The 26918-nt window shown below is 38.5% G+C and carries 24 protein-coding genes; 15 read left to right on the top strand and 9 right to left on the bottom strand.

Annotated features, from left to right (window positions below; all coding sequences use genetic code 11):
* Nucleotides 1-686: 686 nt before the first annotated feature.
* Nucleotides 687-2117: a chromosomal replication initiator protein DnaA gene (gene dnaA, locus ABD930_RS16795; protein ID WP_345233288.1), complete on the top strand. Its 1431-nt coding sequence runs from the start codon at nucleotides 687-689 to the stop codon at nucleotides 2115-2117.
* A gap of 64 nt (nucleotides 2118-2181) precedes the next feature.
* Here the strand turns inward: dnaA and ABD930_RS16790 are convergent, their stop codons facing one another.
* Nucleotides 2182-2625 carry an Hsp20/alpha crystallin family protein gene (locus ABD930_RS16790; protein WP_345233285.1) on the bottom strand — a complete coding sequence of 148 codons (444 nt, stop codon included), beginning with the start codon at nucleotides 2623-2625 and terminating at the stop codon, nucleotides 2182-2184.
* Between the two features lie 319 nt (nucleotides 2626-2944).
* Here ABD930_RS16790 and ABD930_RS16785 point away from each other — a divergent pair, with 319 nt between their 5' ends.
* Nucleotides 2945-3292, top strand: coding sequence for a HesB/IscA family protein (locus ABD930_RS16785; protein ID WP_345233282.1), 348 nt, complete (start codon nucleotides 2945-2947; stop codon nucleotides 3290-3292).
* Between the two features lie 103 nt (nucleotides 3293-3395).
* Here ABD930_RS16785 and ABD930_RS16780 read toward each other — a convergent pair whose 3' ends face one another.
* On the bottom strand, nucleotides 3396-4358 hold the full coding sequence (locus ABD930_RS16780) for an NAD(P)-dependent oxidoreductase (protein WP_345233279.1): 963 nt from the start codon (nucleotides 4356-4358) through the stop codon (nucleotides 3396-3398).
* Nucleotides 4359-4361: 3 nt separating this feature from the next.
* Complete coding sequence (gene rsmA, locus ABD930_RS16775) at nucleotides 4362-5150, bottom strand: 16S rRNA (adenine(1518)-N(6)/adenine(1519)-N(6))-dimethyltransferase RsmA (RefSeq protein WP_345233276.1); 789 nt, start codon at nucleotides 5148-5150, stop codon at nucleotides 4362-4364.
* A gap of 191 nt (nucleotides 5151-5341) precedes the next feature.
* Here rsmA and pdxA point away from each other — a divergent pair, with 191 nt between their 5' ends.
* The 11 genes from pdxA (at nucleotide 5342) to ABD930_RS16720 (ending at nucleotide 16046) form a co-directional block, all read left to right on the top strand.
* The gene (gene pdxA / locus ABD930_RS16770; RefSeq protein ID WP_345233274.1) at nucleotides 5342-6397 is read left to right on the top strand and encodes a 4-hydroxythreonine-4-phosphate dehydrogenase PdxA; all 1056 of its coding nucleotides are present in this window, start codon (nucleotides 5342-5344) and stop codon (nucleotides 6395-6397) included.
* 144 nt (nucleotides 6398-6541) lie between these two features.
* Complete coding sequence (locus tag ABD930_RS16765; protein ID WP_345233272.1) at nucleotides 6542-7078, top strand: YceD family protein; 537 nt, start codon at nucleotides 6542-6544, stop codon at nucleotides 7076-7078.
* 8 nt (nucleotides 7079-7086) lie between these two features.
* Complete coding sequence (gene rpmF / locus ABD930_RS16760) at nucleotides 7087-7278, top strand: 50S ribosomal protein L32 (RefSeq protein ID WP_093333064.1); 192 nt, start codon at nucleotides 7087-7089, stop codon at nucleotides 7276-7278.
* A 197-nt stretch (nucleotides 7279-7475) separates the two neighbouring features.
* The gene (plsX, locus tag ABD930_RS16755) at nucleotides 7476-8414 is read left to right on the top strand and encodes a phosphate acyltransferase PlsX (RefSeq protein WP_345233266.1); all 939 of its coding nucleotides are present in this window, start codon (nucleotides 7476-7478) and stop codon (nucleotides 8412-8414) included.
* A gap of 10 nt (nucleotides 8415-8424) precedes the next feature.
* Entirely contained in the window at nucleotides 8425-9414 is a 990-nt protein-coding gene (locus ABD930_RS16750; protein ID WP_345233261.1) for a beta-ketoacyl-ACP synthase III, read from the top strand.
* Between the two features lie 110 nt (nucleotides 9415-9524).
* Nucleotides 9525-10016, top strand: coding sequence for an acetyl-CoA carboxylase biotin carboxyl carrier protein (gene accB, locus ABD930_RS16745; RefSeq protein ID WP_345233259.1), 492 nt, complete (start codon nucleotides 9525-9527; stop codon nucleotides 10014-10016).
* Between the two features lie 48 nt (nucleotides 10017-10064).
* On the top strand, nucleotides 10065-11405 hold the full coding sequence (gene accC / locus ABD930_RS16740) for an acetyl-CoA carboxylase biotin carboxylase subunit (RefSeq protein ID WP_345233256.1): 1341 nt from the start codon (nucleotides 10065-10067) through the stop codon (nucleotides 11403-11405).
* Between the two features lie 145 nt (nucleotides 11406-11550).
* The gene (tatC, locus tag ABD930_RS16735) at nucleotides 11551-12429 is read left to right on the top strand and encodes a twin-arginine translocase subunit TatC (protein WP_345233254.1); all 879 of its coding nucleotides are present in this window, start codon (nucleotides 11551-11553) and stop codon (nucleotides 12427-12429) included.
* Nucleotides 12430-12629: 200 nt separating this feature from the next.
* On the top strand, nucleotides 12630-13073 hold the full coding sequence (gene rpiB / locus ABD930_RS16730) for a ribose 5-phosphate isomerase B (protein ID WP_345233251.1): 444 nt from the start codon (nucleotides 12630-12632) through the stop codon (nucleotides 13071-13073).
* Between the two features lie 13 nt (nucleotides 13074-13086).
* The gene (locus ABD930_RS16725) at nucleotides 13087-14619 is read left to right on the top strand and encodes a M28 family peptidase (protein ID WP_345233249.1); all 1533 of its coding nucleotides are present in this window, start codon (nucleotides 13087-13089) and stop codon (nucleotides 14617-14619) included.
* 38 nt (nucleotides 14620-14657) lie between these two features.
* Complete coding sequence (locus ABD930_RS16720; RefSeq protein ID WP_345233246.1) at nucleotides 14658-16046, top strand: LutB/LldF family L-lactate oxidation iron-sulfur protein; 1389 nt, start codon at nucleotides 14658-14660, stop codon at nucleotides 16044-16046.
* Between the two features lie 89 nt (nucleotides 16047-16135).
* Here the strand turns inward: ABD930_RS16720 and ABD930_RS16715 are convergent, their stop codons facing one another.
* The 4 genes from ABD930_RS16715 to ABD930_RS16700 form a co-directional block, all read right to left on the bottom strand.
* Entirely contained in the window at nucleotides 16136-16945 is an 810-nt protein-coding gene (locus ABD930_RS16715) for a DUF4198 domain-containing protein (protein WP_345233244.1), read from the bottom strand.
* 119 nt (nucleotides 16946-17064) lie between these two features.
* Nucleotides 17065-18237: an acetyl-CoA C-acyltransferase gene (locus tag ABD930_RS16710; RefSeq protein WP_345233242.1), complete on the bottom strand. Its 1173-nt coding sequence runs from the start codon at nucleotides 18235-18237 to the stop codon at nucleotides 17065-17067.
* 107 nt (nucleotides 18238-18344) lie between these two features.
* Nucleotides 18345-20774: a 3-hydroxyacyl-CoA dehydrogenase/enoyl-CoA hydratase family protein gene (locus ABD930_RS16705; RefSeq protein WP_345233240.1), complete on the bottom strand. Its 2430-nt coding sequence runs from the start codon at nucleotides 20772-20774 to the stop codon at nucleotides 18345-18347.
* Between the two features lie 12 nt (nucleotides 20775-20786).
* Nucleotides 20787-21233, bottom strand: coding sequence for a MarR family winged helix-turn-helix transcriptional regulator (locus ABD930_RS16700; RefSeq protein ID WP_345233238.1), 447 nt, complete (start codon nucleotides 21231-21233; stop codon nucleotides 20787-20789).
* Between the two features lie 261 nt (nucleotides 21234-21494).
* Between ABD930_RS16700 and ABD930_RS16695 the strand changes: the two genes are divergently transcribed.
* Nucleotides 21495-22361: a cupin-like domain-containing protein gene (locus ABD930_RS16695; RefSeq protein WP_345233234.1), complete on the top strand. Its 867-nt coding sequence runs from the start codon at nucleotides 21495-21497 to the stop codon at nucleotides 22359-22361.
* 29 nt (nucleotides 22362-22390) lie between these two features.
* Here the strand turns inward: ABD930_RS16695 and ABD930_RS16690 are convergent, their stop codons facing one another.
* Nucleotides 22391-24193 (bottom strand): AMP-dependent synthetase/ligase, encoded by a 1803-nt coding sequence (locus ABD930_RS16690; protein ID WP_345233232.1) that lies wholly within the window; start codon nucleotides 24191-24193, stop codon nucleotides 22391-22393.
* Between the two features lie 410 nt (nucleotides 24194-24603).
* Between ABD930_RS16690 and ABD930_RS16685 the strand changes: the two genes are divergently transcribed.
* Nucleotides 24604-25098, top strand: coding sequence for a hypothetical protein (locus ABD930_RS16685; RefSeq protein WP_345233230.1), 495 nt, complete (start codon nucleotides 24604-24606; stop codon nucleotides 25096-25098).
* 5 nt (nucleotides 25099-25103) lie between these two features.
* Here ABD930_RS16685 and ABD930_RS16680 read toward each other — a convergent pair whose 3' ends face one another.
* Nucleotides 25104-26861 carry a M61 family metallopeptidase gene (locus ABD930_RS16680; RefSeq protein ID WP_345233228.1) on the bottom strand — a complete coding sequence of 586 codons (1758 nt, stop codon included), beginning with the start codon at nucleotides 26859-26861 and terminating at the stop codon, nucleotides 25104-25106.
* Nucleotides 26862-26918 lie beyond the last annotated feature (57 nt).

Genomic DNA, 26918 nt, shown 5'->3' with positions numbered 1-26918 from the left:
TGAGGTCCTATTGAATCCCCTATCATTATCCTATTATTTAATCCCTATTACTTACCTTGATCCCCTCTTGATTACACGCATACACTATAATAACTTGGATTTTTTGAATCTATTGCTAGCCATTTCGTTTTAAATATCCTATGTATTATAGAAGAGATCAGATATAAGAAGTATAACATACATTCCTCGCAAAAATTTAAACAGAAAGCATTCTAGATAAAGAGGATTCGTATAAATATACTAATCCATAACTTCATATGTACATATACTATATACACTAAATCCATGTATACCATCCACTCAATATCTGCTAGTCAAGCAGATAAACACGCATGTTTATTTTTCTAAAATTTTAATTCTTTTTTTACAAGATTATTTAGAAATTTACCCTAAAGTGCAGAGCCATTATAAGCATAGCCTTTTCAAGGCGATTTTCACCAACCACATTACTATTTTTCGGTGAGGCAAGCGAACACCAATAAACAGGTGTGGAAAATTATTTAGACAAAAACGGACAACACCTAACACACTAAAAAAATAAGGCAATAAGCTGTAAAACAAGACATTAAAACATAATTTAAATTTTAATTTTTTTAGTTGTTTTTTTTTGTGAACTTCGAAACTCCGAGAGGTTATTAACATTTCAACCTCCGATTATTGATAATCAGAATATTAGAAATTACGGCATGGAAAAAACGAGTACAAGTGTATGGAATAGCTGTCTAGAAATCATCAAAGATAACATTCCAGCTCAAAGCTTTAAAACATGGTTTGAACCGATCTCTGCTTTGCGTCTGGAAGGAAATGTATTAACCATACAAGTACCCAGTTTATTTTTTTACGAATGGTTAGAAGAACATTATGTAGGCCTATTAAGAAAAACGGTAAAAAAGCAATTAGGAGAAAATGGGCGATTAGAGTACAATATCGTCGTGGAAAAATCATCTAATAAAAACATTCCTTACACGACTAATATACCATCTAATGGTAATGGAGCGGAGGGTAAAAGACAATCCATTCCCATACCTGTCGCCTTAAATAAAGATATTAAGAATCCATTTGTCATTCCGGGCTTAAAGAAACTTCAAGTAGATCCACAATTAAACCAAAACTATACTTTTGACAACTTCATAGAAGGCGATTGCAACAGGCTTGCGCGTTCTGCTGGTTATGCCGTAGCTAGCAAACCGGGCGGAACATCCTTTAATCCACTTATGATTTATGGGGGGGTAGGGCTAGGAAAAACGCATTTAGCGCAAGCTATTGGAAATGAAGTGAAACGCAATATACCAGACAAATTGGTCATTTACGTTTCCTGCGAAAAATTCTGCCAGCAATTTGTGGATTCACTTAAAAATAATACCATCAATGATTTTGTCAATTTTTATCAAGCGATGGATGTTATCATTATGGATGATGTACATAATTTCGCGGGTAAAGACAAAACCCAAGATATTTTCTTCCATATTTTTAATCACTTGCACCAATCGGGGAAACAAATTATTCTTACCTCCGATAAAGCACCAAAAGATCTCGCCGGTTTAGAAGAACGTTTATTGAGCCGGTTTAAATGGGGATTATCTGCCGATATGCAAGTGCCTGATTTAGAAACTAGAATGGCTATTCTAAAAAAGAAAATGTATGCAGACGGTATCGACCTACCTTATGAAGTTGTAGAATATGTTGCCAATAATATTGATAATAATGTACGGGAACTAGAAGGCGCTATGGTGTCTTTGCTGGCACAAGCTACTTTAAACAAAAAAGAAATTGACTTGAACTTAGCTAAGTCAATGCTTAAAAATTTTATCAAAAACGCTAATAAAGAAATATCGATTGATTACATCCAGAAATTGGTTTGTGAATATTTTGAAGTACCTGTAGAAATGGTCAAATCAAAAACCAGAAAACGAGAAATTGTTCAAGCAAGACAAATCTCTATGTATTTGGCAAAAAATCATACAAAAACATCTTTAAAGTCTATTGGAGCATATTTCGGAGGCCGTGATCATTCTACCGTGATTTATGCTTGCCAAACTGTTGAAGATTTGATTGATACCGACAAGAAATTTAAATCTTACGTTCAAGACATACAAAAGAAACTCAAGATGAGTTAGTTTAAAAAAAGAAAGGGTTGCGATCGCAACCCTTTCTTTTTTTAAACCTAAATCTCACACCCAATTACTTAACAGCAATTTCTTTAACCACAGGTTTTTCTTCAACTTTCTTTCCTACTACCAAACTTAATATGCCATCTTTATAATTCGCTTCAATCTTGTTGATATCCACTGTCTCTGGCAAGGTAAAAGAACGCTTGAATGAGCTATAACTAAATTCCTTTCTGCTAAACTTTTTATCATCTTCTAACTTTTCTACTTTATGCTCACCGCTTACTGTCAACACGTCCTTTTCAATATTAATTTTAAAATCTTCTTTAGCAAAACCCGGCGCAGCAAATTCTACTTGAAAACTATCCACTGTCTCCGCAACATTTACAGCAGGCGTTTTTGAAATGGTGCGAGGTGAAACAGATGAATCGTAAAATAGATTATCAATGATATTGTTTACCCAAGGATCTATTGCTTTAACCCTATTGCTGTTGTCTATAAATCTTGTAATATTCATTTTTTATCTCCTATTATTTAGTTGTTTCTTATTCTTTACTCCACCTATTCAAATCAAATACCAACCCTTAAAATTGCAAGAAACAAGACATTACGTCATAAAAAACAAATAAAAACAGACAAAAAGTCACTATATTCAAATCTTTGCTTGACAATAACTGCAGCTTAAGCTGATAAATTATTTTTTACACGCTTTGTTAAAAGAGGGTCATAAACAAGGCTTACTATCAAAAAAAAACAATTAACCGTATCTTTGTGCATATAAGTATATTTTGCAAACAGATTATAGCTCACTATGAGCTCCAAAAAATAGCAATATTATGAGTATAGCAACAGATACCGCTCCATTGAAGTTAACAGAAGGAGCCATAAAAGAACTGAAAAAATTGAGAGAACAACAAGAGATTACCGATGATTTTGGCCTTCGTGTGGGTGTCGAGGGCGGAGGCTGCGCAGGAATGAACTACATACTGGGTTTTGATCAGAAAAAAGACGGCGATACGGAGTATCATATTGACGGTATTAAAATTTTCATGAATAAGGCCCATGGGTTATATCTAGCCGGCATGGAAATAGATTTTCAAAATGGTTTAAATGCCAGGGGCTTTACTTTTAATAACCCAAATGCGACAAGTACTTGCGGATGTGGAACTTCTTTTTCCGCATAAAGACAAATTAGCAACAAAAGGCCGACATTTAATCAATGTCAGCCTTTTTGTTGTATTGAACTCACCGAATAAATAAAGCTATCTCCTTAGATGCGAAGATCTACTAACCCTTAGTTGAAATAAAATGAATCAGCTTGTTGGCTAAAACAGCAGCAATCTTATAATAAGATTCTACGCTCCAGCCTGCGACGTGTGGACTAAGTAAAACGTTATCACTTGCTATCAATTTTTCATACCATGAGGTTTTTTGTAATGCTGGAAATTTCTCAATAGGCAATACGTCAAATGCAGCTCCGAGAATCTTACCTTGACTGATATTTTCCAACACCGCATCTACATCAACTATTTCTCCTCTAGAAGTATTCAAGAAAAAAATAGGTTTTCTAAAATGAAAAAGATATTCACGGTTTACTAAATTACGTGTTTCTCTCGTCAGCGGTATGTGTAAGCTTAACACATCCGCTTCTTTGACTACTTGCTCCATGCTTACCTCTTGCACGTAACCATCGGAAAAACCGGTCTTATATTTATCATAAGCGATTATTCGAACACCAAACCCGGAAAGCTTTCGCGCAGTAGCTTGTCCATTATTCCCGTAACCGATAAGCGCGACGGTTTTCCCTCCAAGTTCAATTCCTCTATTTGATTCCCGTTTCCATAATCCTGTCCGAATTTCCTTGTCTCCTTTAGGCAAGTTGTTCATTAAAGACAAAAGCATACCCAAAGCGTGTTCAGCAACCGCATCACAATTGCCTTCAGGTGCATTCAGCAATTGAATTTTCTTATCTGTAGCCAATTGTTCATCAATATTATCCATGCCTGCACCAGCCCGCGCGATACATTGCAATTTCTTGCCAACTTTTAGAACTTCCGCGTCTACCTTAAATTTGGAACGGATGACTAGGACATCATAATCGGACAAAATCGCCAAAGCTCCATCCAAATCAATGTCTGGCAAGTAAGTACATGTAGCACCTAAACGGTTCAGTTGCTCTAAGAAAATGGGATGGATATCATCAACGATTAAAATTTTCCAATGGAAAGCGGTTTCTTTTTTATCAGTCATGAATTATTTAGTAGCAATGCTCTTTTCAATTTGATTCGTTAATAATACAAAATCTTCAACACTTAAACGTTCCGCCCGAAGTTCCAATAAAGGATCTGCTATCATTCGATCTTTATTTACCAAACCGGCTAAGGCGTTGCGTAACGTTTTTCGCCGTTGATTAAATCCCGCTTTAACTACCTTCCAAAAAAGCATTTCATTACAGGCTAATGATTCTACCTCATTACGAACCAAACGAATCACCCCTGAAAGCACTTTTGGTGGTGGATTAAATGCACCCGCTTTAACAGTAAATAAATATTCTACATGATAGTATGCTTGTAAAAAAACACTTAAAATACCATAGGTTTTAGTCCCTGGTTTTGCTGTACACCGTTCTGCAACCTCTTTTTGGAACATTCCAACCACCTCTACTACTTTTGTTCTATTTTCTAATATTTTAAATAAAATCTGGGACGAAATATTGTAAGGAAAGTTTCCGATAATCGCCATAGTATCTTTAAAAAGTCGGTTAAAATCTTCTTCCAAAAAGTCACCATGAATCAATCGCTCCCCTATTGAGGGGTATTTATTGGCTAGATAAGCTATCGACTCGTTGTCAATATCAATTAACCACGTTTTAAACCGTTTATCAGCCAATAAAAAATCGGATAAGATTCCCATTCCCGGACCTACTTCTAAAACAGTACGGTACTGATGATCTAGTTGTAAAGCATCAACTATTTTTCGAGCAATATGCTTATCGGTAAGGAAGTGTTGTCCAAGATGTTTCTTCGCACGGACTTGAGTCATTTTGAATGATTATTTTGTCAAAGATACAGTTATTGTTAGGTGTACAATAACTAAAAATGAAACAATATCTATATCTATGTCGGCATCAGCACTTTCGCAAGGATAACAATTGGGCAACTAACAAGCTTATACAAAATTGCATTTAATTTCATTTTTACCTAAGTTTGGCCTAATTAAATAGGCAATCGAGTATGAGTGACAAACTAAAAGTAGGTATAAGTATCGGAGATGTTAATGGTATTGGGTTAGAAATTATCATCAAAACTTTAGCAGATCATCGGTTACTTGACTTTTTTACTCCTATTGTTTATGGAAATACCAAAGTAGCTTCCTTTCACCGAAAAGCCATTGGAATTTCGGATTTCAGTTTTAATGTTATCCAGCATCCCGATCAAGCCCATGAAAAAAGGCCTAATATGATCAATTGCTGGCAAGAAGATGTTAAGATTACGCTTGGAGAATCCAATGAAATTGGCGGTAAATATGCCTTTCTATCGCTTGAAAGAGCAACGGACGACCTCATTAATCAAAAAATTGATGCATTAGTAACCGCTCCAATTAACAAACATAATATTCAGCAAGAAAACTTTAACTTTCCAGGACATACCGAATACATTCAATCTAGAACCTCTTCAAGCGATGTACTAATGTTCATGATCAGTGAAGAACTTAAAGTTGGTGTCGTTACGGGGCATATCCCCGTAAAAGATATTGCTGCCCATATAACGAAAGATGCAATCATCAACAAGCTAAGCTTAATGAATGATAGCCTCAAGACTGATTTTTGGATACAGAAACCTAAAATTGCGGTATTGGGGCTTAACCCCCATGCAGGCGACCATGGTTTAATAGGAACAGAGGATCAAGAGCTGATCGTTCCTGCCATTCAGGAGGCCAACGAACAAGACATTTTTGCCTTCGGCCCCTATCCTGCTGATGGTTTTTTTGCCGGCGGTCATTACAGGCAATTTGATGGCGTATTGGCTATGTATCATGACCAAGGATTAATCCCATTTAAGCAGATCGCTTTTCATAACGGCGTAAACTTTACTGCAGGATTGCCCGTTATACGCACATCACCTGATCATGGCACAGGCTATGATATCGCAGGAAAGAACAAAGCTTCTGAGCAATCGTTTAGAGAAGCTATATTTGCGGCCTTAAGCATTGTTAACCGACGGAGGGAACAAGAGCAACTCTTAGCTAATCCACTAAAAATTAGAAAGCTAACAAAAGACCGGGATTAACAGAGAACGTATAAAATCTATAATTTTATCGGTACACAAACGCAAAAATATGTTTTGTGCCTGCCTGATCAGCCGCGAAGTATTTAAAAAAAACTTTCACATTTTACTTATTATTCCTAACTTTGCGAGCTTAATTATCGTGCTTTGAAATTTTTAAATCAATATCGTATTCCGTTTACTGGCTTAAAACTAGGAAAACATGTATTCGAGTTTGAAATAAACGCCGATTTTTTTCATGAATTTGAGTATTCCATTGTTAAACAAGGATTATTAAAAGCGGCAGTGATTTTAGATAAACAAGAAACGATGATGATTGTAGACATCCATATCACAGGGACTATAGAGCTTACCTGCGATATCTGTTTAAATCAGTTTTCCAGTCCTACAGATATTAAGGAGCGTTTGATTATCAAGTTTGATGAACACGATAAGCTATCTGATTCTACCGATGAAATCATCGTGCTCAAAAAAAATGAGCATGAATTAGATTTAACAACCGTTATTTATGAGTATATAAACTTATCGGTGCCTTATTATAGCAGGTGTGAAGAGCAGGGATTAAATGCCCATTGTGACGAGACCATGGTAAATAAGTTAAAGAATCTGAGCAAGGAAGAAAAAGCAACAGAACAAGTTGACCCACGTTGGGACATATTAAAGAAAATAAAAAACAATAATTAAAATACAAGATGGCACATCCAAAACGTAAAACCTCTAAGTCTAGAAGAGACAAAAGGAGAACACATTATAAAGCAGAATTACCAAGCTTGACCACTTGCCAAACCACGGGTGCTGTGCATTTACCACACCGTGCTTATAACGTAGACGGCAATCTATACTATAATGGCAAGTTACTTATTGAAAACACCTCGATTGCTTAAGTTGATTTTTGATCTACTTAAACTGTTTTGTAAAGGTGATGAAGCTTGCGTGAGCCGGATTTATCCTTATCCATTTTTGACCGGTAGCTCATGCAGATTCCAATAGTAAAAAAACATCCCAAAGCGCTGCTATTTGCAAAAAAATGCGGTACTTTGGGATGTTTTAGTTAGAGACGAAAAAGTAACGATAATCAAGGATGAAGATTGGCTTAGATATTATGGGAGGTGATTACGCCCCTAAAGCTATTGTTTTAGGAGCGATCGAAGCCTCAAAAATATTATCAGATAATCAGCAATTAGTACTTATCGGTAATAAAGAATTAGCACTCCCGATTTTAGCGGAGGCGGGTATTGAACCCTCAACTTTTGAATTTGTCCATACCACTGAAACCATTAGCATGGGCGAACACCCTACTAAAGCCATTGCCCAAAAACCTAATGCAAGCATCAATCTAGGCTTTCAACTACTCAAAGAAGGCAAAATCGATTCTTTCTCTTCTGCTGGAAATACGGGAGCGATGCTTGTAGGCGCTATGTTTAGTGTCAAAACAGTTCCCGGCGTAATTCGTCCGGCCATTGCAACCAACGTTCCACGCTTGACAGCAGGATTTAGTGTTTTGTTAGACGTTGGAGCCAATGCAGACTGTAAGCCAGATAGTTTACTTCAGTTTGGTCTATTAGGTAGTCTGTATGCACAACACATTTACAACCACAACAACCCTGCTGTAGCCCTACTTAACATTGGGGAAGAAGAAGAAAAAGGCAATATGCTGACGATAGCTGCGCATGCATTAATGAAAGAAACGAAAGCCTTCAACTTCATTGGAAATATTGAAGGTAGGGATCTTTTTGAAGATCATATTGACGTTATTGTGTGCGATGGATTTACCGGAAATGTAGTACTAAAATTAGCGGAATCCTTCTATGCTTTAACCCTAAAAAAAGGATTTAAGGACAAATTCTTTAGTCGATTCAATTACGAGCAATATGGAGGAAGTCCGATTTTGGGCGTAAACGCACCGGTTATTATTGGCCATGGCATTTCTAATCCTGAGGCCGTTAAAAATATGGTTTTATTATCGCGTAATATGATAGAATCTAACTTTGTAGACAAGGTAAAAGCCGCCTTTAAATAAAAAATTAAGCATGTCTAAAATTCACGCTGCAATAACTGCTGTCCATGGTTATGTCCCTGATTATATATTGACCAATCAGGAATTGGAAACCATGGTTGAAACCAATGATGAATGGATTACAACCCGAACGGGTATTAAAGAACGCCGTATATTAAAAGGCAAAGGGTTAGCGACATCGGATATGGCTGTCCCTGCCGTGGAAGGACTACTCCAAAAACGGGGTATCTCTGCAGCGGAAATTGATCTTATTATCTTTTGTACAAGCACCCCAGATATGCCTTTTCCGGCAACGGCCAACATATTAGCTGATAAAATAGGTGCTAAGAATGCTTGGGGTTTTGACTTACAAGCTGCATGCTCTGGTTTTATCTATGGCCTGACTACCGGCGCCCAATTCATCGAGTCGGGGAAACATCAAAAAGTACTGGTGGTTGGTGGCGATAAAATGTCTTCTATTATTGATTATGAGGACCGAGCTACTTGTATCATTTTCGGAGACGGTTGTGGAGCCGTATTGCTGGAGCCTAATACCGAAGGCTTAGGTGTATTAGATGCCATATTAAAAAGCGATGGAAGCGGTAAAGAATTTTTAAATATTAAAGCTGGAGGTTCGCTAATGCCTGCTAGCCATGAAACAGTTGACCAAAAATTACATTACGCTTTTCAAGAAGGAAAAACCGTATTTAAATTTGCTGTAACGAATATGGCCAATGTTGCCGCAGAAATTATGGAGCGGAACCACCTTCGTGCAGACGATGTGCAATGGCTTGTTCCACATCAAGCGAACAAACGGATTATCGATGCTACAGCCGAACGCATGGGGCTCGGTGCCGAAAAAGTAATGATCAACATTCAAAAGTATGGGAATACTACCAGTGGTACAATCCCCTTATGTCTTTGGGAGTGGGAAGACAAACTAAAAAAAGGAGATGTCTTGATTTTGGCTGCTTTTGGTGGTGGTTTTACTTGGGGCTCCGTTTACCTAAAATGGGCATATTAAAAAAAACGGGGTAAGTTCGTGAATACGGAGCATTTTATCTAAGTTTGCAGACAATAATTTATAACGTATACGATTATAAGAGTTAGATATTAAACATAGCATCAACGAATATGAGCATGGATATTAAACAAATTCAGGACCTGATTAAGTTTGTTGCCAAATCAGGCGTTAATGAAGTCTCCATCGAAGAAAAGGACTTCAAAATAACGATTAAAACAAATCAGGAACCGACCTATGTTACTGCAACAGTTCCAACCGTTGCGCCGGTAGCATCAATACCTTCTCCTTCTATTCCACAGGCAAATAATCTCCCTGTACAGGAAATAGCCAATCAAACAAAACCAACGGATGATTCTTCCAAATATATCACTATAAAATCACCCATGATTGGCACTTTTTACCGTTCATCAAGCCCTGATAAACCCGCTTTTGTTAATGTAGGGGACGAAGTTAAGGCGGGACAAGTGGTATGTATTGTAGAAGCCATGAAACTATTTAATGAAATTGAATCTGATGTTTCTGGAAAAATAGTAAAAGTACTTATTGATAATGCTCAACCTGTGGAATACGATCAGCCCTTATTTCTGGTTGATCCATCCTAATGACAATTCCATTTAACCGAAATTACATTGGTTTATTTATAGAAATTCATGTTTAAAAAAATATTAATAGCTAATCGCGGGGAAATTGCTTTACGCATTATCAGAACATGTAAAGAAATGGGCATCAAAAGCGTTGCAGTTTACTCAACCGCTGACCGTGAAAGTCTGCATGTTCGTTTTGCTGACGAGGCTGTTTGCATCGGCCCCCCTCCTAGTAAAGATTCCTATTTAAACATTCCTAATATTATAGCCGCAGCTGAATTAACCAATGCGGACGCCATTCATCCGGGATATGGATTTCTTTCAGAAAATGAGAAATTTTCCGCCATATGTCGCGATTATGGGATAAAGTTTATTGGCGCCACGCCAGAACAGATTCGTGGGATGGGAGATAAAGCCTCGGCTAAGGACACCATGCGTAATGCGGGCGTCCCAACGATACCCGGATCCGAAGGGCTCGTTTCATCTATTTCGGAAGGATTAAAAATCGCTAACGAAATTGGTTATCCCATTATCTTAAAAGCTACTGCCGGTGGTGGCGGAAGAGGAATGCGTGTTGTTTGGAAAGATAGTGAATTTGAACATGCCTGGGATTCTGCAAGACAAGAAGCAGGTGCTGCATTCGGAAACGATGGATTATATTTGGAAAAATTTGTAGAAGATCCCCGTCATATCGAAATCCAGGTTATCGGAGATCAATATGGAACAGTCTGCCATTTATCGGAACGCGATTGTTCCATTCAGCGACGTCATCAAAAATTAATAGAAGAAGCCCCCTCTCCCTTTATCACTCCAGAACTACGAAAGAAAATGGGCGAAGCAGCGATAGCTGGAGCTAAAGCCGTTAATTACGAAGGCGCCGGAACGATTGAATTCTTAGTAGACAAACACCGGAACTTCTATTTTATGGAAATGAATACTCGGATCCAGGTAGAACACCCTGTAACAGAAGAAGTTATTAACTTCGATCTCATCAAAGAACAAATTAAAGTTGCAGCAGGTGTACCTCTATCGGGTAGAAATTACGAACCGAATATGCACGCCATCGAGTGTCGTATTAATGCGGAAGATCCATTCAATAATTTCCGCCCTTCGCCTGGGAGAATCACCACCTTTCACTCACCTGGTGGACATGGTGTGCGGATTGATACACACGTATACGCAGGCTATCAGATCCCTCCCAACTACGATTCCATGATTGCTAAACTCATTTGCGTTGCACAAACGCGAGAAGAAGCTATTTCTACCATGGAGAGAGCCCTAAGTGAGTTCGTTATTGAAGGCATTCAAACGACGATCCCCTTACATCTTAAATTAATGAGAGACCCTAATTTCAGAGCAGGTAATTTTACGACCAAATTCATGGAGACTTTTGACCTTTCTGAATAAAATGACGTTTTTCTTAATATAACCAAACATAACATACCATTCTTACCATTAAGAATGGTATTTTTGTTAAGTAATCTGGTGCAGTACGAAATCCGCTACACCGCAAAAAGCATAAAATTCATTGGATTTCCTAGACGAGTAAACTATGAGCGAAATTTCTGGCAAAAAACTAATTGAGACTATAAAACAGAAAGGCAAGTCATTAGAAGCGGAAATGTCCTTTTTCGATCATCTGGAAGTCTTGAGATGGCATTTAATTCGTTCAGCAATTGCAATAGCCATTTTTATGGGGCTTTCTTTCGCTTTTTATGATTTTATTTTTGACACCATTATCATGGGACCGAAAAAACCCGATTTTTGGACATACCGCATGATGTGTATCATTGGTGAACGATTTAATCTTGGCCCTGACTTCTGTGTCACAGAAATTCCGATTAATATTATTAATACCGATATGGCTGGACAGTTTACATTACAGTTGAACTCATCGCTACTGATTGGTCTTGTATTGGGATTTCCCTACCTTTTATATGAAATTTGGCTTTTTGTAAAACCTGCATTAACTGACATTGAACGGAAGTCGGCCAATGGCTTTGTTTTTTATGCGACGCTCCTGTTTGTCCTAGGCATATTATTTGGGTATTTTATGATCGCACCATTATCGGTTAATTTCCTGGCTCATTATACGGTAAGCCCTGAAATCGATAATCAGATCACAGTAGACTCTTACTTATCTTCAGTTGCAACATTGACATTGGGTACCGGAGTGGTATTTGAACTACCTATTATCATTTATATTCTCTCCAAAATAGGAATAATGACACCCCAGTTTATGCGTGCAACACGTCGATATGCCATCGTTATCATTCTAGTCATAGCAGCGGTGGTTACACCGACACCTGATATTCTTACGATGCTAACGGTAAGCTTTCCTTTATTTTTGTTGTACGAATTAAGCATTGTCATTGCGGGTAGGGTACAAAGAGCTAAACTTAAAGCAGAAAAGGAATTTTATAACGGGTAGCTATTGATGTTAAAAGTTGCCCGTTGTGAGTACCTTGTATAGTTACGACAGCATCAGTAATCACTGTGGAAAGGTATATATGTTGTGCATCTAAGTTATCAATACGCTACCCGCCTGGAGAAATTTTGAATTATTGATTTTTGTTTGTTCTTTAATGTATCAAAGAACCCCTTGGGGTCTGATTTTAATTAATAATAACAATGAATACACTAAAAAAAATTGCAATTGGTAGTGATCATGCTGGTTTCGATTACAAAACGACATTGGTAAGTTATTTACAGGAATTAGGTTACCAGGTTACTGATTTCGGAACAAATAGTCATGAATCGGTGGATTATCCTGATTTTGCGCATCCTACTGCAAATGCTGTAGAGAATGGAACATGTGATGCTGGTGTGTTAATCTGTGGTAGTGCGAATGGAGTAGCCATTACCGCGAATAAACATCAGGGTATACGTGCTGCTATTTGTTGGCAGAAAGAAATAGCAGCACTTGCCCGTCAACATAATGACGCCAATATCATTTGTTTACCTGCCCGGTTTACCTCGATTGAAGCGTGTAAAGAAATGGTTAACATTTTTCTTACTACAGCGTTTGAAGGTGGCAGGCATGGAACTCGCGTTCATAAAATAGCTTGTAGCTAATTTCATTTTTATAATGCCCATCAACAGCATCCAACTAGGACTCACGTTGAGCTTAGTAATTCGTTTCTGCTTTGCGCAGCAGGTAGCACCAACAGCATATGCAGAGACGATCGATACTCTATCCGCAAGAAAGCACTTGGAAATTATCGCTTCTGATGCTTTTGAGGGTAGGGAAACCGGAAAGCCCGGAGCGGATAAAGCGGCTGAATACATTGCGGCACAATTCAGGTTGCTTGGCTTAGAAGCCCCTGTAAATCAAACCTATTTTCAACCTGTAAAACTGGCTTCCCAGCATTTCTCCGTTGATTATTTTACTATTGGCAATCAAGAATTTTTAGCGGATAAGGACTTTTTGATCATTGGCCAAAAATCAAGACAAATTGTTGACACCGATGAAATTTTATTTATCGGCGCTGGTATTAACCATAAACGATTCGATGATTTAAAACAGCTTAGTATTAAGGACAAAGTTGTTTTATTGCTTAACGAAGGGGAATTAAGCAACAACGGAGGAAAGTGCTTATCCTATATTTTGCGCCAACGTCCAAAATTAGTGCTAACTGTTTCTTCCGTAGCGGATTCATTATTGAAGCAACTGCAAAAAACGACACATGCAGAAGTTATTAAGTTAAGCGAAGATATTCAACGAATTAATACCAATGTGTCTCCAACAGCTCCGACAGTAATCTATTTACCACCAAGAGTAGCCAATAGGTTATTAAAACCATCGGGTTATACGTTACAACAGTTGACAGCCAAAATTAATGCCCGTCGTACACCGTTAAATTTCACCATCGCTACAGCTGTTCATATTGCCTTTGGCCGAAAAACAGTACCCATTAAAGGACAAAACGTATTGGGATATATGGAAGGTACGGATAAAAAAGCAGAGCTTTTGATTATTACGGCGCATTACGACCATATCGGTGTTAATCCTGATGGTAAAATAAACAATGGAGCTGATGATGACGGTTCTGGTGTAACCGGTGTATTGGAAATTGCCAAGGCCTTTGCAAAGGCTAAACAAGATGGGCATGGCCCGAGGCGGAGCATTTTATTTATGACTGTCACCGGTGAAGAAAAAGGCTTATTAGGATCGAATTACTATACTAGGCATCCTGTATTTCCGCTGGCTTATACCATTGCTAATCTAAACATAGACATGATTGGGAGAATCGATCCACCACATCAATCAAAAGTTGACTACGTTTATTTAGTGGGGTCAGACAAATTAAGCTCTATTCTGCATACCATTAGTGAGACAGCAAACCAAAACTATACTAAGCTAAGCTTAGATTATACGTATAATGATCCGAATGACCCAGAAAAAATCTATTACCGATCAGACCATTATAATTTTGCCAAACATAAAATTCCGGTTATTTTTTATTTTAACGGTATACATGAAGACTACCATAGCCCAGGTGATACGATAGACAAAATAAATTTCCGTTTACTCACAGAACGTGCTAAATTAGTTTTTTACACTGCCTGGGACTTAGTAAACCGAAACGACCGCCCAATAGTGGATTCAAACAAAAAATAAGTTTTTCTTATTTACGTTATAGCATAAACAACTAAACGATGTCAACAAAGACTGCAACCGATTTTATTTCAGCTAGTGAAGAAAAAGCCTTTGACCTTTCACATAGAAAGGTAATTAATTTCAACATTGATCGGTATGACCAGTCGGTTAATCATGGTTTAAAACGCTGGAATAGTCTTGAAAACGCTAAGCGGAAAGCACACAGCATCAAATGGCGCGTAATGGAAAACTTAGACAAACTTTTGCCAGAGTTTGAATCTAATTTTCAAAAGAACGGAGGTAAGGTAATCTGGGCGAATGACGTTCGCGAAGCGCAAGAGGAAATTTTGGCTATACTCAATCGTGTTCATGCAAAAACTGTCGTTAAATCAAAATCTATGGTTACGGAAGAGGTGGAATTAAACTCCTTTTTGGAAAACCATCATATTCGATCGATAGAAACAGATTTAGGGGAATATATTGTCCAGTTACTAGGACAAAAACCGTATCATATTGTCACGCCAGCCATGCATCTTAGTTTAGCTGATATCGCTCAATTGTTCTATGAACGCTTCGGTACAGCAAAAGAAGCTAGTGCAGAGGAGCTTACAGCTAAAGCCAGAGCATTATTGCGTAACGATTACTTGCAAGCATCAGTAGGTATTACGGGAGCAAATTTTTTGATTGCTGACACGGGAAGTATAGCAATTACCGAAAACGAGGGTAATGCGCGCCTAAGTACATCATTCCCTAAAATACATATCGCTATCGTCGGCATCGAAAAGCTTATTCCGTCCATTCAGGATTTAGATCTTTATTGGCCTCTTTTGGCTAATCACGGGACTGGGCAAAACCTCACCGTTTATAATACTATTTTAAGCGGCCCCAAAAAAGATGAAGAGCATGACGGACCGGAAGAAATGTATGTGATCTTATTGGATAATGGCCGCACTGATTTACTAGCGCAAAAAGAACAACGGCAGGGTCTGTATTGTATCAGATGTGGGGCTTGCCTTAATGCTTGTCCTGTTTATAAAAACATTGGCGGGCATACCTATGGCACAACCTATAGTGGGCCAATAGGGTCTATTATTACGCCACATATGAAAGGTATGGCAGATTTTAAACACCTCAGCTATGCCAGCAGTCTTTGCGGAAAATGTTCTGAAGTATGTCCGGTTAAGATCGACATTCATAAAATGCTTTTACTTAATCGCAGAGATGCCGTTAATCAAGGACAGTCTTCTGTAACTGAAAAATGGGGCTGGAAATTATTTACAAAAGCGATAGCCAATCGCAAGTGGCTCGACTTTTTTGGAGGAAAGTTTAAAAATACTATTCTGCAACGATTTTTCGCCAAGGTATGGGGACCAAAACGGAAATTACCAACTGTATCACCAACATCTTTTAGTAAACAATGGCTAGAAAAAGACAGTAGAAAGTTATAAAGTATTAAGTTATACGTTTTAAGAGGTATAAGGTTGATGGTGTAAGGTATATATCCTCGTAACGCGAAAGGCAATGCACAAAAAAACGGCTAATGACTAAACCTAAAAGAGAAAGAACTTTGATAATAATTATAGTCTGCTCCTTTCTCTTGGCTTGGATTAGCATACACTGTTTGCAATAACCATAACCCAGAGCGATTTAATTTAAAATAGATTTTTCCATCGGCATCTGATCTATATTTAGAGGCATGCACTTGACCTGAAATTGACTTCGTGTATATCGTTGTACTGGTACCTTGTAGTGGTTTACCATCCAAAAGAATTACTGCGGCAATATCATCTCCATATTGCAGTTTATATGGATTCTGCTCCAGCACAATTTCCAATTGTTTACACTCTTTATTTTTATACAAACTTCCATTAGGTTTACCGGTTACAGTAAGTACTTTAGCCGTAAAAAAGGTATTGGCAGTATATTCTGTAGTGAAACCAGATGAATCTATAATGCCTGCTAGTTCGGTTAAATTTTCTGTTTTAGCAAAATCTTCCACAACCAATTGATCATATGTTACCGTTCCGCCTTTAAATTCTATCGTTAATAAACTCTGTCCTTCATTTTGTTGTAGCGCTCGATATTGCATAAAGCTTTTGTCCAACGGAATGGTATCAGCAGCTTTCTTGCCACCCTGTGTATAGTTGGCATAAATTAAATTCTTCACAGCTTCTGGAGCTATTTCCGTTGAATCAAGACCCCTACCTTGATAAAGGGTATACACAATACTATCGCCTTTTGATGCTTCATAGGTATTTGCTATTAGCGAATAATCCTGAGCTTTAATGCTTATAGAAGGAAACCATAAAAGAGCTACCAAGAGAAAAACGTTGAAGAAGTGACGCATTTGCTAAGACATTATACTAATTAATAAAGCCAAACCTAATATAAAAAAATCTATTTAGGAAACCCTTTGTTTGATTTTTGACAAATTTAAAACTTCTTTACATTTCTATTTAAGTCCATTTACAATCGTTCAAATATTCCGGCCGCCCCTTGCCCTGTACCTACGCACATGGTTACCATTCCAAATTTTTGATGTCGCCTTTCCAATTCATTTAACAATTGCACGGTTAATTTTGCTCCAGTACACCCCAATGGGTGCCCTAAGGCTATTGCGCCACCGTTTACATTTAGCTTATCGGTATTTAAGTCTAAGGCTCGGATGACGGCCAATGATTGGGAGGCAAAAGCCTCATTTAATTCAATTAGACTGAGATCGTCTTGCTTCAAACCTGCCTGTTTCAATGCCTTTGGAATAGCATCTACAGGACCAATCCCCATAATCCTTGGTGGAACACCAGCCACACTAAAGCTTACCAATCGAGCAATGGGAGTGATATTCAGGGTTTTTAACTTTCGTTCGGACACAACCAAAACAAAAGCAGCTCCATCGGAAGTTTGTGAAGAGTTTCCCGCAGTAATGCTACCTCCAGCGGCAAAAACCGGTTTTAACTTTCCTAGGGCCTCTAAGCTCGTATCCGCTCTTGGCCCTTCATCTGTATCCACAACATACTCCCGAACCCTCAGTTGATCCTCTTCAATGTATTGTTCTTTTACCGTAATGGGTACGATATCTTTCTTAAAACGACCGGCTTTAATAGCTGCCATTGCTTTTTGATGTGATTGCAATGCGAAAGTATCCATATCCTCACGACTTACCTTAAATTCATGAGCAACTGCTTCCGCGGTAAGCCCCATATTCCAATACCAATCAGGGTGCTGCCGGGCTATGTCAGGGTTAGGAACAATTTTCCAGCCCCCCATAGGCATACCAGACATCACCTCTACCCCTCCAGCGATAATAACATCAGCCATTCCAGCTCTTATTTTTGCCACAGCCGTGGCAATCGTTTCTAAACCCGATGCACAGTAACGATTAACCGTCACTCCTGCCACCTTATCCGTATCTAATGCCATCAATGAAATCAGTCGGCCGATGTTCAAACCTTGTTCAGCTTCTGGTGTTGCGTTTCCTACGATAACATCATCAATTTCGGATGGGTCCAGACTAGGCACTGTACTGATTACATGTTTAATCACTGTTGCAGCTAAATCATCTGCACGTGAAAATCTAAAGCCTCCTCTAGGTGCTTTTCCTACTGCAGATCGGTAACCGGCTATAATGTATGCTTCCATGCTTGTAGTATTTAGTATTAAGTACTTAGTACTTAGACATCGTGACCATCCATTGATTACGCATATTTATATAATCCTTATATATAAAATCTTTCTTACTATTCATTCTAATTTCTCAACGGCTTTCCTGTTGTCAGCATATGCTGAATCCGTTCTAGCGTCTTTTTCTGGCTCACCAATGACACAAAGGTTTGACGTTCTAATTGCAATAAATACGCTTCTGATACTTTTGTAGGTGCTGATACATCTCCTCCGCACATCACCCAACCTAATTTTTCAGACAACTCTTGATCGTACGCACTGATATAATTACCCGATTTCATCGAATTGGCTCCAACATAAACGATGCCTAACCCTTGTTTACCTAACACGGTAATATCCTTTCTAGGACTAGGCGGGGTATAGCCTGCATCGGCTAATGCTAAAGCCTTCCTCTTTGCGTCGGCCAGCAATCTACTGCGGTTCATCGTAATAGCGTATTTCCCTTTCTGCATATACCCTAACTCAAAGGCTTCCACCGCTGAAGTACTCACTTTAGCTTGACCTATAGTTAAAAATCGCTCTTTTAATACATTTTGGACAATCTGGTCTTCGCGATACGCATCAGAAGCCCTTTGTGTAAATTCTTTTGTTCCCCCTCCTCCGGGAATCACACCAACGCCAAATTCGACCAATCCCATATAGGTTTCTGCATGCAGCTGCACAAAATCAGCGTGCATCGAAAATTCGCATCCACCGCCTAAGGTAAGGTTAAAAGGAGCGACTACAACGGGAATACGAGCATATCGAATACGCATGGACGTATCCTGAAATAACTTAACCGCATGATTTAATTCGTCATACTTCTCCTCAACAGCCATCGTAAAAATCATTCCAAGATTAGCGCCGGCTGAAAAATTGGGGCCATCATTTCCAATAATCAAGGCTTTATACTGCTGTTCGGCCAAATCAATAGCTTTATTTATCCCTTCAATAACGGCTGCATCAATCGTATTCATTTTGGTATGCATCTCCGCATTGATAACACCATCGCCCAAATCTATAATGGAAACGCCGTCATTTTTCCATAGGGTGTGCGTTGCTCGAATATCATCTAGTACAATAAAAGAGGCTGTTCCGGGAATGTCTTTGTAGGATTTACTGGTAATATCGTAATACTTTCGTTTTCCGTCTTCAATTTTATAAAAGCTTGTATGCCCTGCGGCAAGCATTTCGGATACCCAAGAAGCCACTTCTCCAGACTGTCCTGGTAACCGCTTCTCCTCCGTCTTCATTTTTTCTATGGTTTCTTGTACTCCAAGTGCATCCCAAATCTGAAAAGGCCCGAGTTCCCATCCAAAACCGGCACGCATCGCATCATCTATACGAAAAAAATCATCCGTTATTTCGGGTACTCGTTTTGATATGTATTCAAATAACGGATAGTGCATAGCGCGGAAGAGGGTAGCTGCTTTATCCTTCCCATGAGCGTAAACTTTCATTCGCTCCGTCAGGTTATCGATACTTTTTGTTTCTTCCAGTGTTGTTGATTTCACTTTTTGTTGTTTTCGATAACGCATGGAAGGCAAATCGAGCACCAATATCTCGCTATGGCCTTTTTCGTCTTTTACTTTTTTATAGAAGCCTTGTTTTGTTTTCTCACCGAGCCATTTGTTCTCCACCAATTTATTGATGTAGTTTGGTAGCTTAAAAAGCTCCCGCGCTTCATCATTAGGCACCTGCTCATAAAGGCCTTTTGCCACATTAACCATCGTATCTAAACCAACGACATCAGACGTTCTAAAAGTAGCAGACTTCGGGTGGCCCATAGCTGGCCCCGTAAATTTATCAACCTCTTCTATAGTTAGGTCTAGTTGCTCCAACAAGTGGGCAACGACCAGCATAGAATAGACACCAATTCTATTGCCGATAAAAGCTGGTGTATCTTTACAATGAACAGTTGTCTTTCCTAGAAATAAATCCCCATAATGCATTAAAAAATCAACAATAGCTTTATCCGTATAGCTGGTAGGTATAATTTCCAATAACTTCAAGTATCGTGGCGGATTGAAGAAGTGTGTACCACAAAAATGACGTTTAAAATCGTCACTCCGCCCTTCCGCCATCAGATGAATAGGTATGCCTGAAGTGTTGGAAGTGATTAAGGTTCCTTGTTGCCGATGTTGTTCTACTTGATCAAAAACCTGTTTTTTAATATCCAATCGTTCTACTACCGCTTCGATAATCCAGTCTACTGCCGCAATATCTTTCATATTATCGTCAAAATTTCCCGTAGTAATATTTTTTAAGCTTTGTTTACTGAACACAGGAGATGGATTGGTCCTTATGGTTGTACCAAGCGATTGGTTGACTATGCGGTTTTTAAACGACTGGTCTTGTTCCGTTATCCCTTTAGCTTGCTCTTCTACTGTTAATTCTTTCGGCACAATATCCAACAGCAATACCTGAACACCTATATTAGCAAAATGGCAAGCAATACGTGACCCCATCACACCAGACCCTAATACGGCTACCTTTTTTATGTTTTTATTGATCATAATGATTACGGTTTAATCCATTTCCTCATCGTCCGATGTATATTTAACAGTTAGCTCATTCAAACGTTTTAAGGTATCGATCAATTTTTGACGGTCCGACGCCCTCATATGCTGATCGAGATAGCTATTAAACGTACGTACCATATGCTTAGCAACTTCCCGTTTTTGCTGACCTTCTTCGGTCAAAAAGACGCGTACAGAACGCCGATCTTGCGCATCTTCTTTCCGATAGATAAGTCCTTGTTGCTCCATCCCACTCAACATACGGGATAAGCTCGTTGACTTCACTCCCAATAAGCTGGCAATTTGCGTTACCGGAGTTCCTTCCTTTCTAATATTAATGAGTACATAACCCGTTGCTTGTGTAAATCCGTGCTTAGCCGCCAACTGGTTATATTTATTAGCCATTGATTGCCAAGTAGTTTTCAAATAATAATCGATCGTATTATCTTGAGCCATAAGTTATTATGCTTGCATACCAAATCTAGCAGTAAAATTCATAGCAAACAAGTATTTTCTAATTTTGCCGAAATCTTGCTCTTCCATAAAACGGCATATGCTGATGTGCAGATTTACATTGCGATAAGATCTAAAAAAGATTCTTTTTAAATACATTTGTCCGGTATATACCATAAAAGACACATTACCGCGTGAGAATTTACTAAGTTTGAAAAAGAATTTTTAAGTTTGCATCTAGACGTGTAGATAACCTATATAGCAGTGCAACTAAAGAAGACCGATAGACGTTCAGGCTTGAGCTCCGAGGAGTTCCTTGAACAGTATTTTAATAAAGGCGTTCCGGTTATTTTGGAAGATTTTGTGCGTAGGGATAGTCCAGCTTTTAGCAAATGGAATTACGATTATTTTAAGCAGATCGCTGGAGAGCATGTAATTGACCTATATGGCAAAGAAGATACGTCTAATGATCGTGCAAAAAGTGCTCCGGTTACTCGAATGAAATTCTCTGAATATTTAGATTTGATTGAACGGGAACCGACCGATCTTAGAATTTTTCTGTTTAACTTAATGAAACTTAAGCCTGAACTTAACCACGATATTGTCTATAATGATTTGACTGGAGGAAAAGTCTTAAAATGGTTACCCTTTTTATTTTTTGGTGGTGAAGGTTCAAGTACACGAAATCACTTTGATATTGACATGTCTCATGTCTTTATCACGCAATATAAAGGAATTAAACGGATTTGGCTATTCCCTCTAGACCAATCTGATTTGATGTATAAATTACCCTATAACTTCCATAGTATAGCCAATTTAAAACATCCAGATTACGAAAAATACCCAGCACTTCAATACCTAAATGGTTATGAGGCCGAGATACATCCTGGAGAAACACTGTTGATGCCTTCGGGTTATTGGCATTACATTCAATATGTAACAGAGGGGTATTCCATTAGTGTACGGGCGTTACCTTCTAAACGCATGGATAAATGGAGAGGATTTAGGAATTTGGTTATTACCAGACATTTTGATAATACCATGCGTAAAATCTTTAAAGAGCGTTGGTATCAATACAAGCTCGATATTGCAACTGCTAGAGCCAATAAAGCAATTAAGCGAACGAAGTAAGGACAATTAGAAGGAGAACCATTAAAAGATTACTTTTTTGTTTCTTGCTGATTGTCTTCGGCAGAATCCTCTTCTTTGCCATAGATTTCTTCTATACGATTTTTATTTTTTTCCAATATTACCTTTCGTTTCAAACTTAATTTAGGTGTTAGCTCTCCACCGTCAATACTCCATTCGTCTGTCAATAATGCAAATTTCTTTATCTGCTCCCAGTGTCCAAAATTGGTATTAGCCTGATCTAGGATCTGTTGGTATTTGTGCTGTACTTCCTGTTTTTTAACCAAATCATTCGGAGCAACCTGAGGCATGCCTTTTCTTTTCGCCCACTTTTTGAGCTCTTCAAAAGAAGGGACGATTAATGCCGCAGGAAATCTTTTTCCTTCGCCAATGACCATTACCTGAGCAATTAGTGTTGATTCCATTAATTTATTTTCAATGGGTTGTGGTGCGACATACTTCCCTCCTGCCGTTTTGAACATTTCCTTTTTTCGGTCGGTAATCCGTAAAAAACCGTCAGCAGACAATTCTCCAATATCACCTGTCTTAAGGTATCCGTCGTTATCAAAAGCTTCAGCTGTAGCCTTTTCGTTTTTATAATATCCCTTTGTAACACTTGGTCCTTTGCATAAAACTTCGCCATCCGCTGCTATTTTAACCTTCACTGATTTTAATACTTTACCTACCGATCCAAATCTCAATCCTCTGGGTTCAAAGCTATTTACGGCAATCACAGGAGATGTTTCAGTCAAACCGTATCCTTCCAGGACCGGAATACCCGCAGCCCAAAATACACGGGACAATCGTTCTTGTAAAGCCGCACCACCGCTAATAATACCAACAATATTTCCACCAAGGGCCGCTTGCCATTGTTTGAAAACCAATATACGGGCAAGCAACAGCTTTAATCGATAAAAGAGGGTCTGTCGCTCTGGCTCTTTAAACCTAAGTCCTACTTGCAATGCCCAAAAAAATATTCCCTTTTTCAGTCCACTAAGCGATTTCCCTTTTTCAACGATTTTATCATAGATCTTTTCTAATACGCGAGGTACAGTTGTAAAACCATTAGGTTTAACAGCATTGATATCATCTACGATCATATCCATATTCTCTGCATAATAAATGGTAACGCCTTTATAGAAATAAAGATAGATAACCATTCGTTCAAAAATATGCGATAACGGTAAAAAGCTAATGGCCGTTTTATAGTTGTCAGGCAACAAATGCGCGCAATCGGTAAAATTCGTTATCAAATTTCGGTGTGAAAGAAACACGCCTTTCGGGTTTCCTGTCGTTCCAGAAGTATAGATTAAGGTTAACAAATCATCGGCAGTAACCGCATGACGATAATTTTCCAGATCAATTGATAAGGAAGCTCCGTTTTTTTCGATTTCCTCCCAATGTTTTACCTTGGACACTTTACTAAAGCTATAAACCGGTGCATCTGGATGCTTTTGTTGCAGAACATTTTTAATTTTTTCATACAAATCAGCTGTTCCAACAAAGGCGATTTTAATATCGGCATCCTCCAAAATATAATTTAAGTCATGGTCAGATAACGTTGGGTATAAAGGTACGGTAGCAGCACCGATTTGACTCACGGCAAAATCAAGAAAATTCCATTCGGGTCTATTACCAGACATGATAGCGATTTTATCACCCTTTTTTATTCCAAGGTCGATAAGCCCCCTGCTTAGGTTATCAACAATACGTAAGCAATCTTCTGTTTCAAGGGCCTTCCAGTTTCCGTCGACTTTTCCCACGACCATGGTTTTCTGTTTATATGTCGACTTATAATGAGGCAATAAGTCAAAAACACGTATAATATCCGCCATAACAGCATCGGTTTATTTCCCCCTAGCTAAGCTAATGGAACCTTCTATAGCTAGGCCATTTTCTTTCTATTCAGCATTACATCTCTAGTGCTACATGGAGCCTCCGGTATGTTAACTGACTTCTTTAAAGATAAACAAAAAAGTGTTGGCGATGTGTTTTTAAGAGAAGAAATATTTTGTTAGCAAAAAGCCTATGTCTATAAAATTTACATACTGATGTATCCATCTTAATGATTATTGGAAAATTTATCTAAAATGTCATAAAAAACAGTTGATCCGTGATTAGCGAGACAATAAAATCAACTAAAAATTGTTCTTATAAGTGAACTTAGCTAGCAAAAAAGCTTAACTTTGGGCCCTGATTATTCAGGACATACCCATAAATTTTTTAATTTAAGATTTCTTATTGTATGAAAAAACTACTGTTTACAGTATTATGTGCCCTAACTTTTTCTTTGATTACATTGAAGGTAAATGCGCAGGCAACAGATGGACACGATTATAAAAGCGCCATTGGCGGGCGATTTGGTGTTGCGAACGGAATAACCTTCAAAACCTTTTTACAAGATCAACGTGCACTTGATGTTATTTTAAATTTCCGCTCTAACAGCAAGTACTCTACGTTTAAATTTGTAGGTCTATATGAAATCCACAATCCTATCGAGAGTGCTCCGGGTTTACAATGGTATTATGGTGGTGGTGCAGGTATTGGAACATATAAAAATAAAGTAACAGACAATAGTGGTGCCGCATTTAGCATAGATGGTGCATTGGGACTAGATTATAAAATTGATGGCGCCCCTATCGACTTATCGCTGGATTGGAAACCCGAAATGAGATTCGCGCCAGATAATACCGGTGTGGATTTTGCTGGATTTGGCCTATCTATCCGATTTGCTTTTTAAGATCATTATTTTGCAGCAAGCCAGTTTTCCTTCCAGGCTTGCTGTTCTTTTGTGGCATTTGATAAGGGTTCTATAACATATTTACCATTATTGTTTGCGCCGACTTCAATCGTTAGTTCTTTTAATACCCCATCCCTAGCGACCAATACGTTTAACTTATCCCCTATTTCACTGGATTGCAGTATACGGTCTAACTCTTTGCCACTTGTCTCTATCCGATAACCATTAATGGCTATCAATTCATCCTTAACGTTAATTCCTCCATTCCATGCGCCGCTTCCACGAACGACCTGTTGAATGAGCAATTTACCTTCACCAGTGGTCGTTTTTATACCTATATCCGGAATAACGTAACCCTCGTTCAAGTTAGTGAGGGTTAAACCTACCTTATTCAAATACGTTTCATAATCCGGTGAATTAGCGGTATTCACCCAGGCATAAATATCATCTAATACCACTCCAGACACCTTTTCTGCCAATTCCTTAAACGCTTGATCGCTATAGCCCTCTTTTTTCTCCTTATAAAAAATACGATAGGCCTCTCGCATAACCTCATCTAAACTCTTTGTTCCTTTCGATGCATGACGTATTTTAAGATCTATTAACAAAGCCATCAAGGCACCTTTATTATAGTAAGACACCATACTATTCATCGAATTTTCGTCTGGACGATAATATTTAATCCAAGCGTCAAAGCTCGATTCACTCAACGACTGTACATGATTACCTGGTCGATTTTCTACAGCGGCAATATCACTGGCCAAGTCTTGTAGATAGCCTTCCTCCGAATTCAACCCAGCACGCTTAACCAATAAATTATCATAATAAGCCGTAAATCCCTCACCAATCCACAGATCGGTGGTATAATTTTCCTGATCATAGTCAAAGGGACCTAAAGCCTCCGGTCTCAATCGTTTAATATTCCATAGATGGAAGTACTCATGCGCTACTAAACTAAGAAAGGAGCGGTATCCGCTTGCTGTGCCATAAGCAAATCGCGAAGCCCCTAAAACAGTAGAATTTAGGTGTTCCAAACCTCCTCCACCTGATTGGTAGTTATGTACAATAAATACGTACCGTTTATTAGGATTTTCACCATATATAGCGGTTGCTTGTTCGACTATCGTAGCCATATCCCTACTTAATTTTTCCTTATCATAATTACCTCCACCAACCATCGCCACTTCATGCAATACACCCACAGCGGTAAACGTAAAAATATCCTGATTCCCAACTTCGATGGGTGAATCAAATAATACATCAAAATCGGGTGCGACATATGTAAATGCTTTATCTGCGGCCAGCTCTAATCCGGTAGATACCTTATTCCAGCCCTGATAAGGATGTATGGTCACTTGTGCAGATCGATTTAATTGTCCATCTACAAACATGAAGATTCCGGTAGGAGATAGAAAGGCATGGGCGGCATCAACAAAACTGGTTCTAACCGATACCTCGAAAGCATACACACGATACCGTATTTGTACATTCTTTGCACCCTTAGCAAAAACCCTCCAAGTATTTTTGCTTACCTTTTTACTGTTTAACGGTTTTTCTTCAGCATCAGATGCAACAAAGCCTTCTACGTTCTTTGAAAATTCACGTATTAAATAGGATCCAGGAGCCCAAACAGGCATTTTAACATCCATATAATCACCTTTAACCCCTACTATATCCATTTTAACCTCCACATAATGTGCTTGTGGTTCTTTAAAAGAAACTTCAAATCTTATTGGAGCTTCGGAAGAGGTATGTGCTAGCATAGTGTTTGACATCAATAAAAAGCAGGTGAAAAGTTTAACAAATAATTTATTCATGGA

The sequence above is a fragment of the Olivibacter ginsenosidimutans genome (genome assembly GCF_039542865.1).
GTDB classification, from domain to species: Bacteria; Bacteroidota; Bacteroidia; order Sphingobacteriales; family Sphingobacteriaceae; genus Olivibacter; species Olivibacter ginsenosidimutans.
The sequence above is the reverse complement of the archived record's forward strand: the minus strand, read 5'-3'. Positions and strand labels throughout refer to the sequence as shown.

Excerpts from the sequence above, each read along its gene's own strand:
- dnaA (WP_345233288.1), top strand. The coding sequence starts at position 687 with ATGGAAAAAACGAGTACAAGTGTATGGAATAGCTGTCTAGAAATCATC.
- ABD930_RS16790 (WP_345233285.1), bottom strand. The coding sequence starts at position 2,625 with ATGAATATTACAAGATTTATAGACAACAGCAATAGGGTTAAAGCAATA.
- ABD930_RS16785 (WP_345233282.1), top strand. The coding sequence starts at position 2,945 with ATGAGTATAGCAACAGATACCGCTCCATTGAAGTTAACAGAAGGAGCC.
- ABD930_RS16780 (WP_345233279.1), bottom strand. The coding sequence starts at position 4,358 with ATGACTGATAAAAAAGAAACCGCTTTCCATTGGAAAATTTTAATCGTT.
- rsmA (WP_345233276.1), bottom strand. The coding sequence starts at position 5,150 with ATGACTCAAGTCCGTGCGAAGAAACATCTTGGACAACACTTCCTTACC.
- pdxA (WP_345233274.1), top strand. The coding sequence starts at position 5,342 with ATGAGTGACAAACTAAAAGTAGGTATAAGTATCGGAGATGTTAATGGT.
- rpmF (WP_093333064.1), top strand. The coding sequence starts at position 7,087 with ATGGCACATCCAAAACGTAAAACCTCTAAGTCTAGAAGAGACAAAAGG.
- plsX (WP_345233266.1), top strand. The coding sequence starts at position 7,476 with ATGAAGATTGGCTTAGATATTATGGGAGGTGATTACGCCCCTAAAGCT.
- ABD930_RS16750 (WP_345233261.1), top strand. The coding sequence starts at position 8,425 with ATGTCTAAAATTCACGCTGCAATAACTGCTGTCCATGGTTATGTCCCT.
- accB (WP_345233259.1), top strand. The coding sequence starts at position 9,525 with ATGAGCATGGATATTAAACAAATTCAGGACCTGATTAAGTTTGTTGCC.
- accC (WP_345233256.1), top strand. The coding sequence starts at position 10,065 with ATGTTTAAAAAAATATTAATAGCTAATCGCGGGGAAATTGCTTTACGC.
- tatC (WP_345233254.1), top strand. The coding sequence starts at position 11,551 with ATGAGCGAAATTTCTGGCAAAAAACTAATTGAGACTATAAAACAGAAA.
- rpiB (WP_345233251.1), top strand. The coding sequence starts at position 12,630 with ATGAATACACTAAAAAAAATTGCAATTGGTAGTGATCATGCTGGTTTC.
- ABD930_RS16725 (WP_345233249.1), top strand. The coding sequence starts at position 13,087 with ATGCCCATCAACAGCATCCAACTAGGACTCACGTTGAGCTTAGTAATT.
- ABD930_RS16720 (WP_345233246.1), top strand. The coding sequence starts at position 14,658 with ATGTCAACAAAGACTGCAACCGATTTTATTTCAGCTAGTGAAGAAAAA.
- ABD930_RS16715 (WP_345233244.1), bottom strand. The coding sequence starts at position 16,945 with ATGCGTCACTTCTTCAACGTTTTTCTCTTGGTAGCTCTTTTATGGTTT.
- ABD930_RS16710 (WP_345233242.1), bottom strand. The coding sequence starts at position 18,237 with ATGGAAGCATACATTATAGCCGGTTACCGATCTGCAGTAGGAAAAGCA.
- ABD930_RS16705 (WP_345233240.1), bottom strand. The coding sequence starts at position 20,774 with ATGATCAATAAAAACATAAAAAAGGTAGCCGTATTAGGGTCTGGTGTG.
- ABD930_RS16700 (WP_345233238.1), bottom strand. The coding sequence starts at position 21,233 with ATGGCTCAAGATAATACGATCGATTATTATTTGAAAACTACTTGGCAA.
- ABD930_RS16690 (WP_345233232.1), bottom strand. The coding sequence starts at position 24,193 with ATGGCGGATATTATACGTGTTTTTGACTTATTGCCTCATTATAAGTCG.
- ABD930_RS16685 (WP_345233230.1), top strand. The coding sequence starts at position 24,604 with ATGAAAAAACTACTGTTTACAGTATTATGTGCCCTAACTTTTTCTTTG.
- ABD930_RS16680 (WP_345233228.1), bottom strand. The coding sequence starts at position 26,861 with ATGCTAGCACATACCTCTTCCGAAGCTCCAATAAGATTTGAAGTTTCT.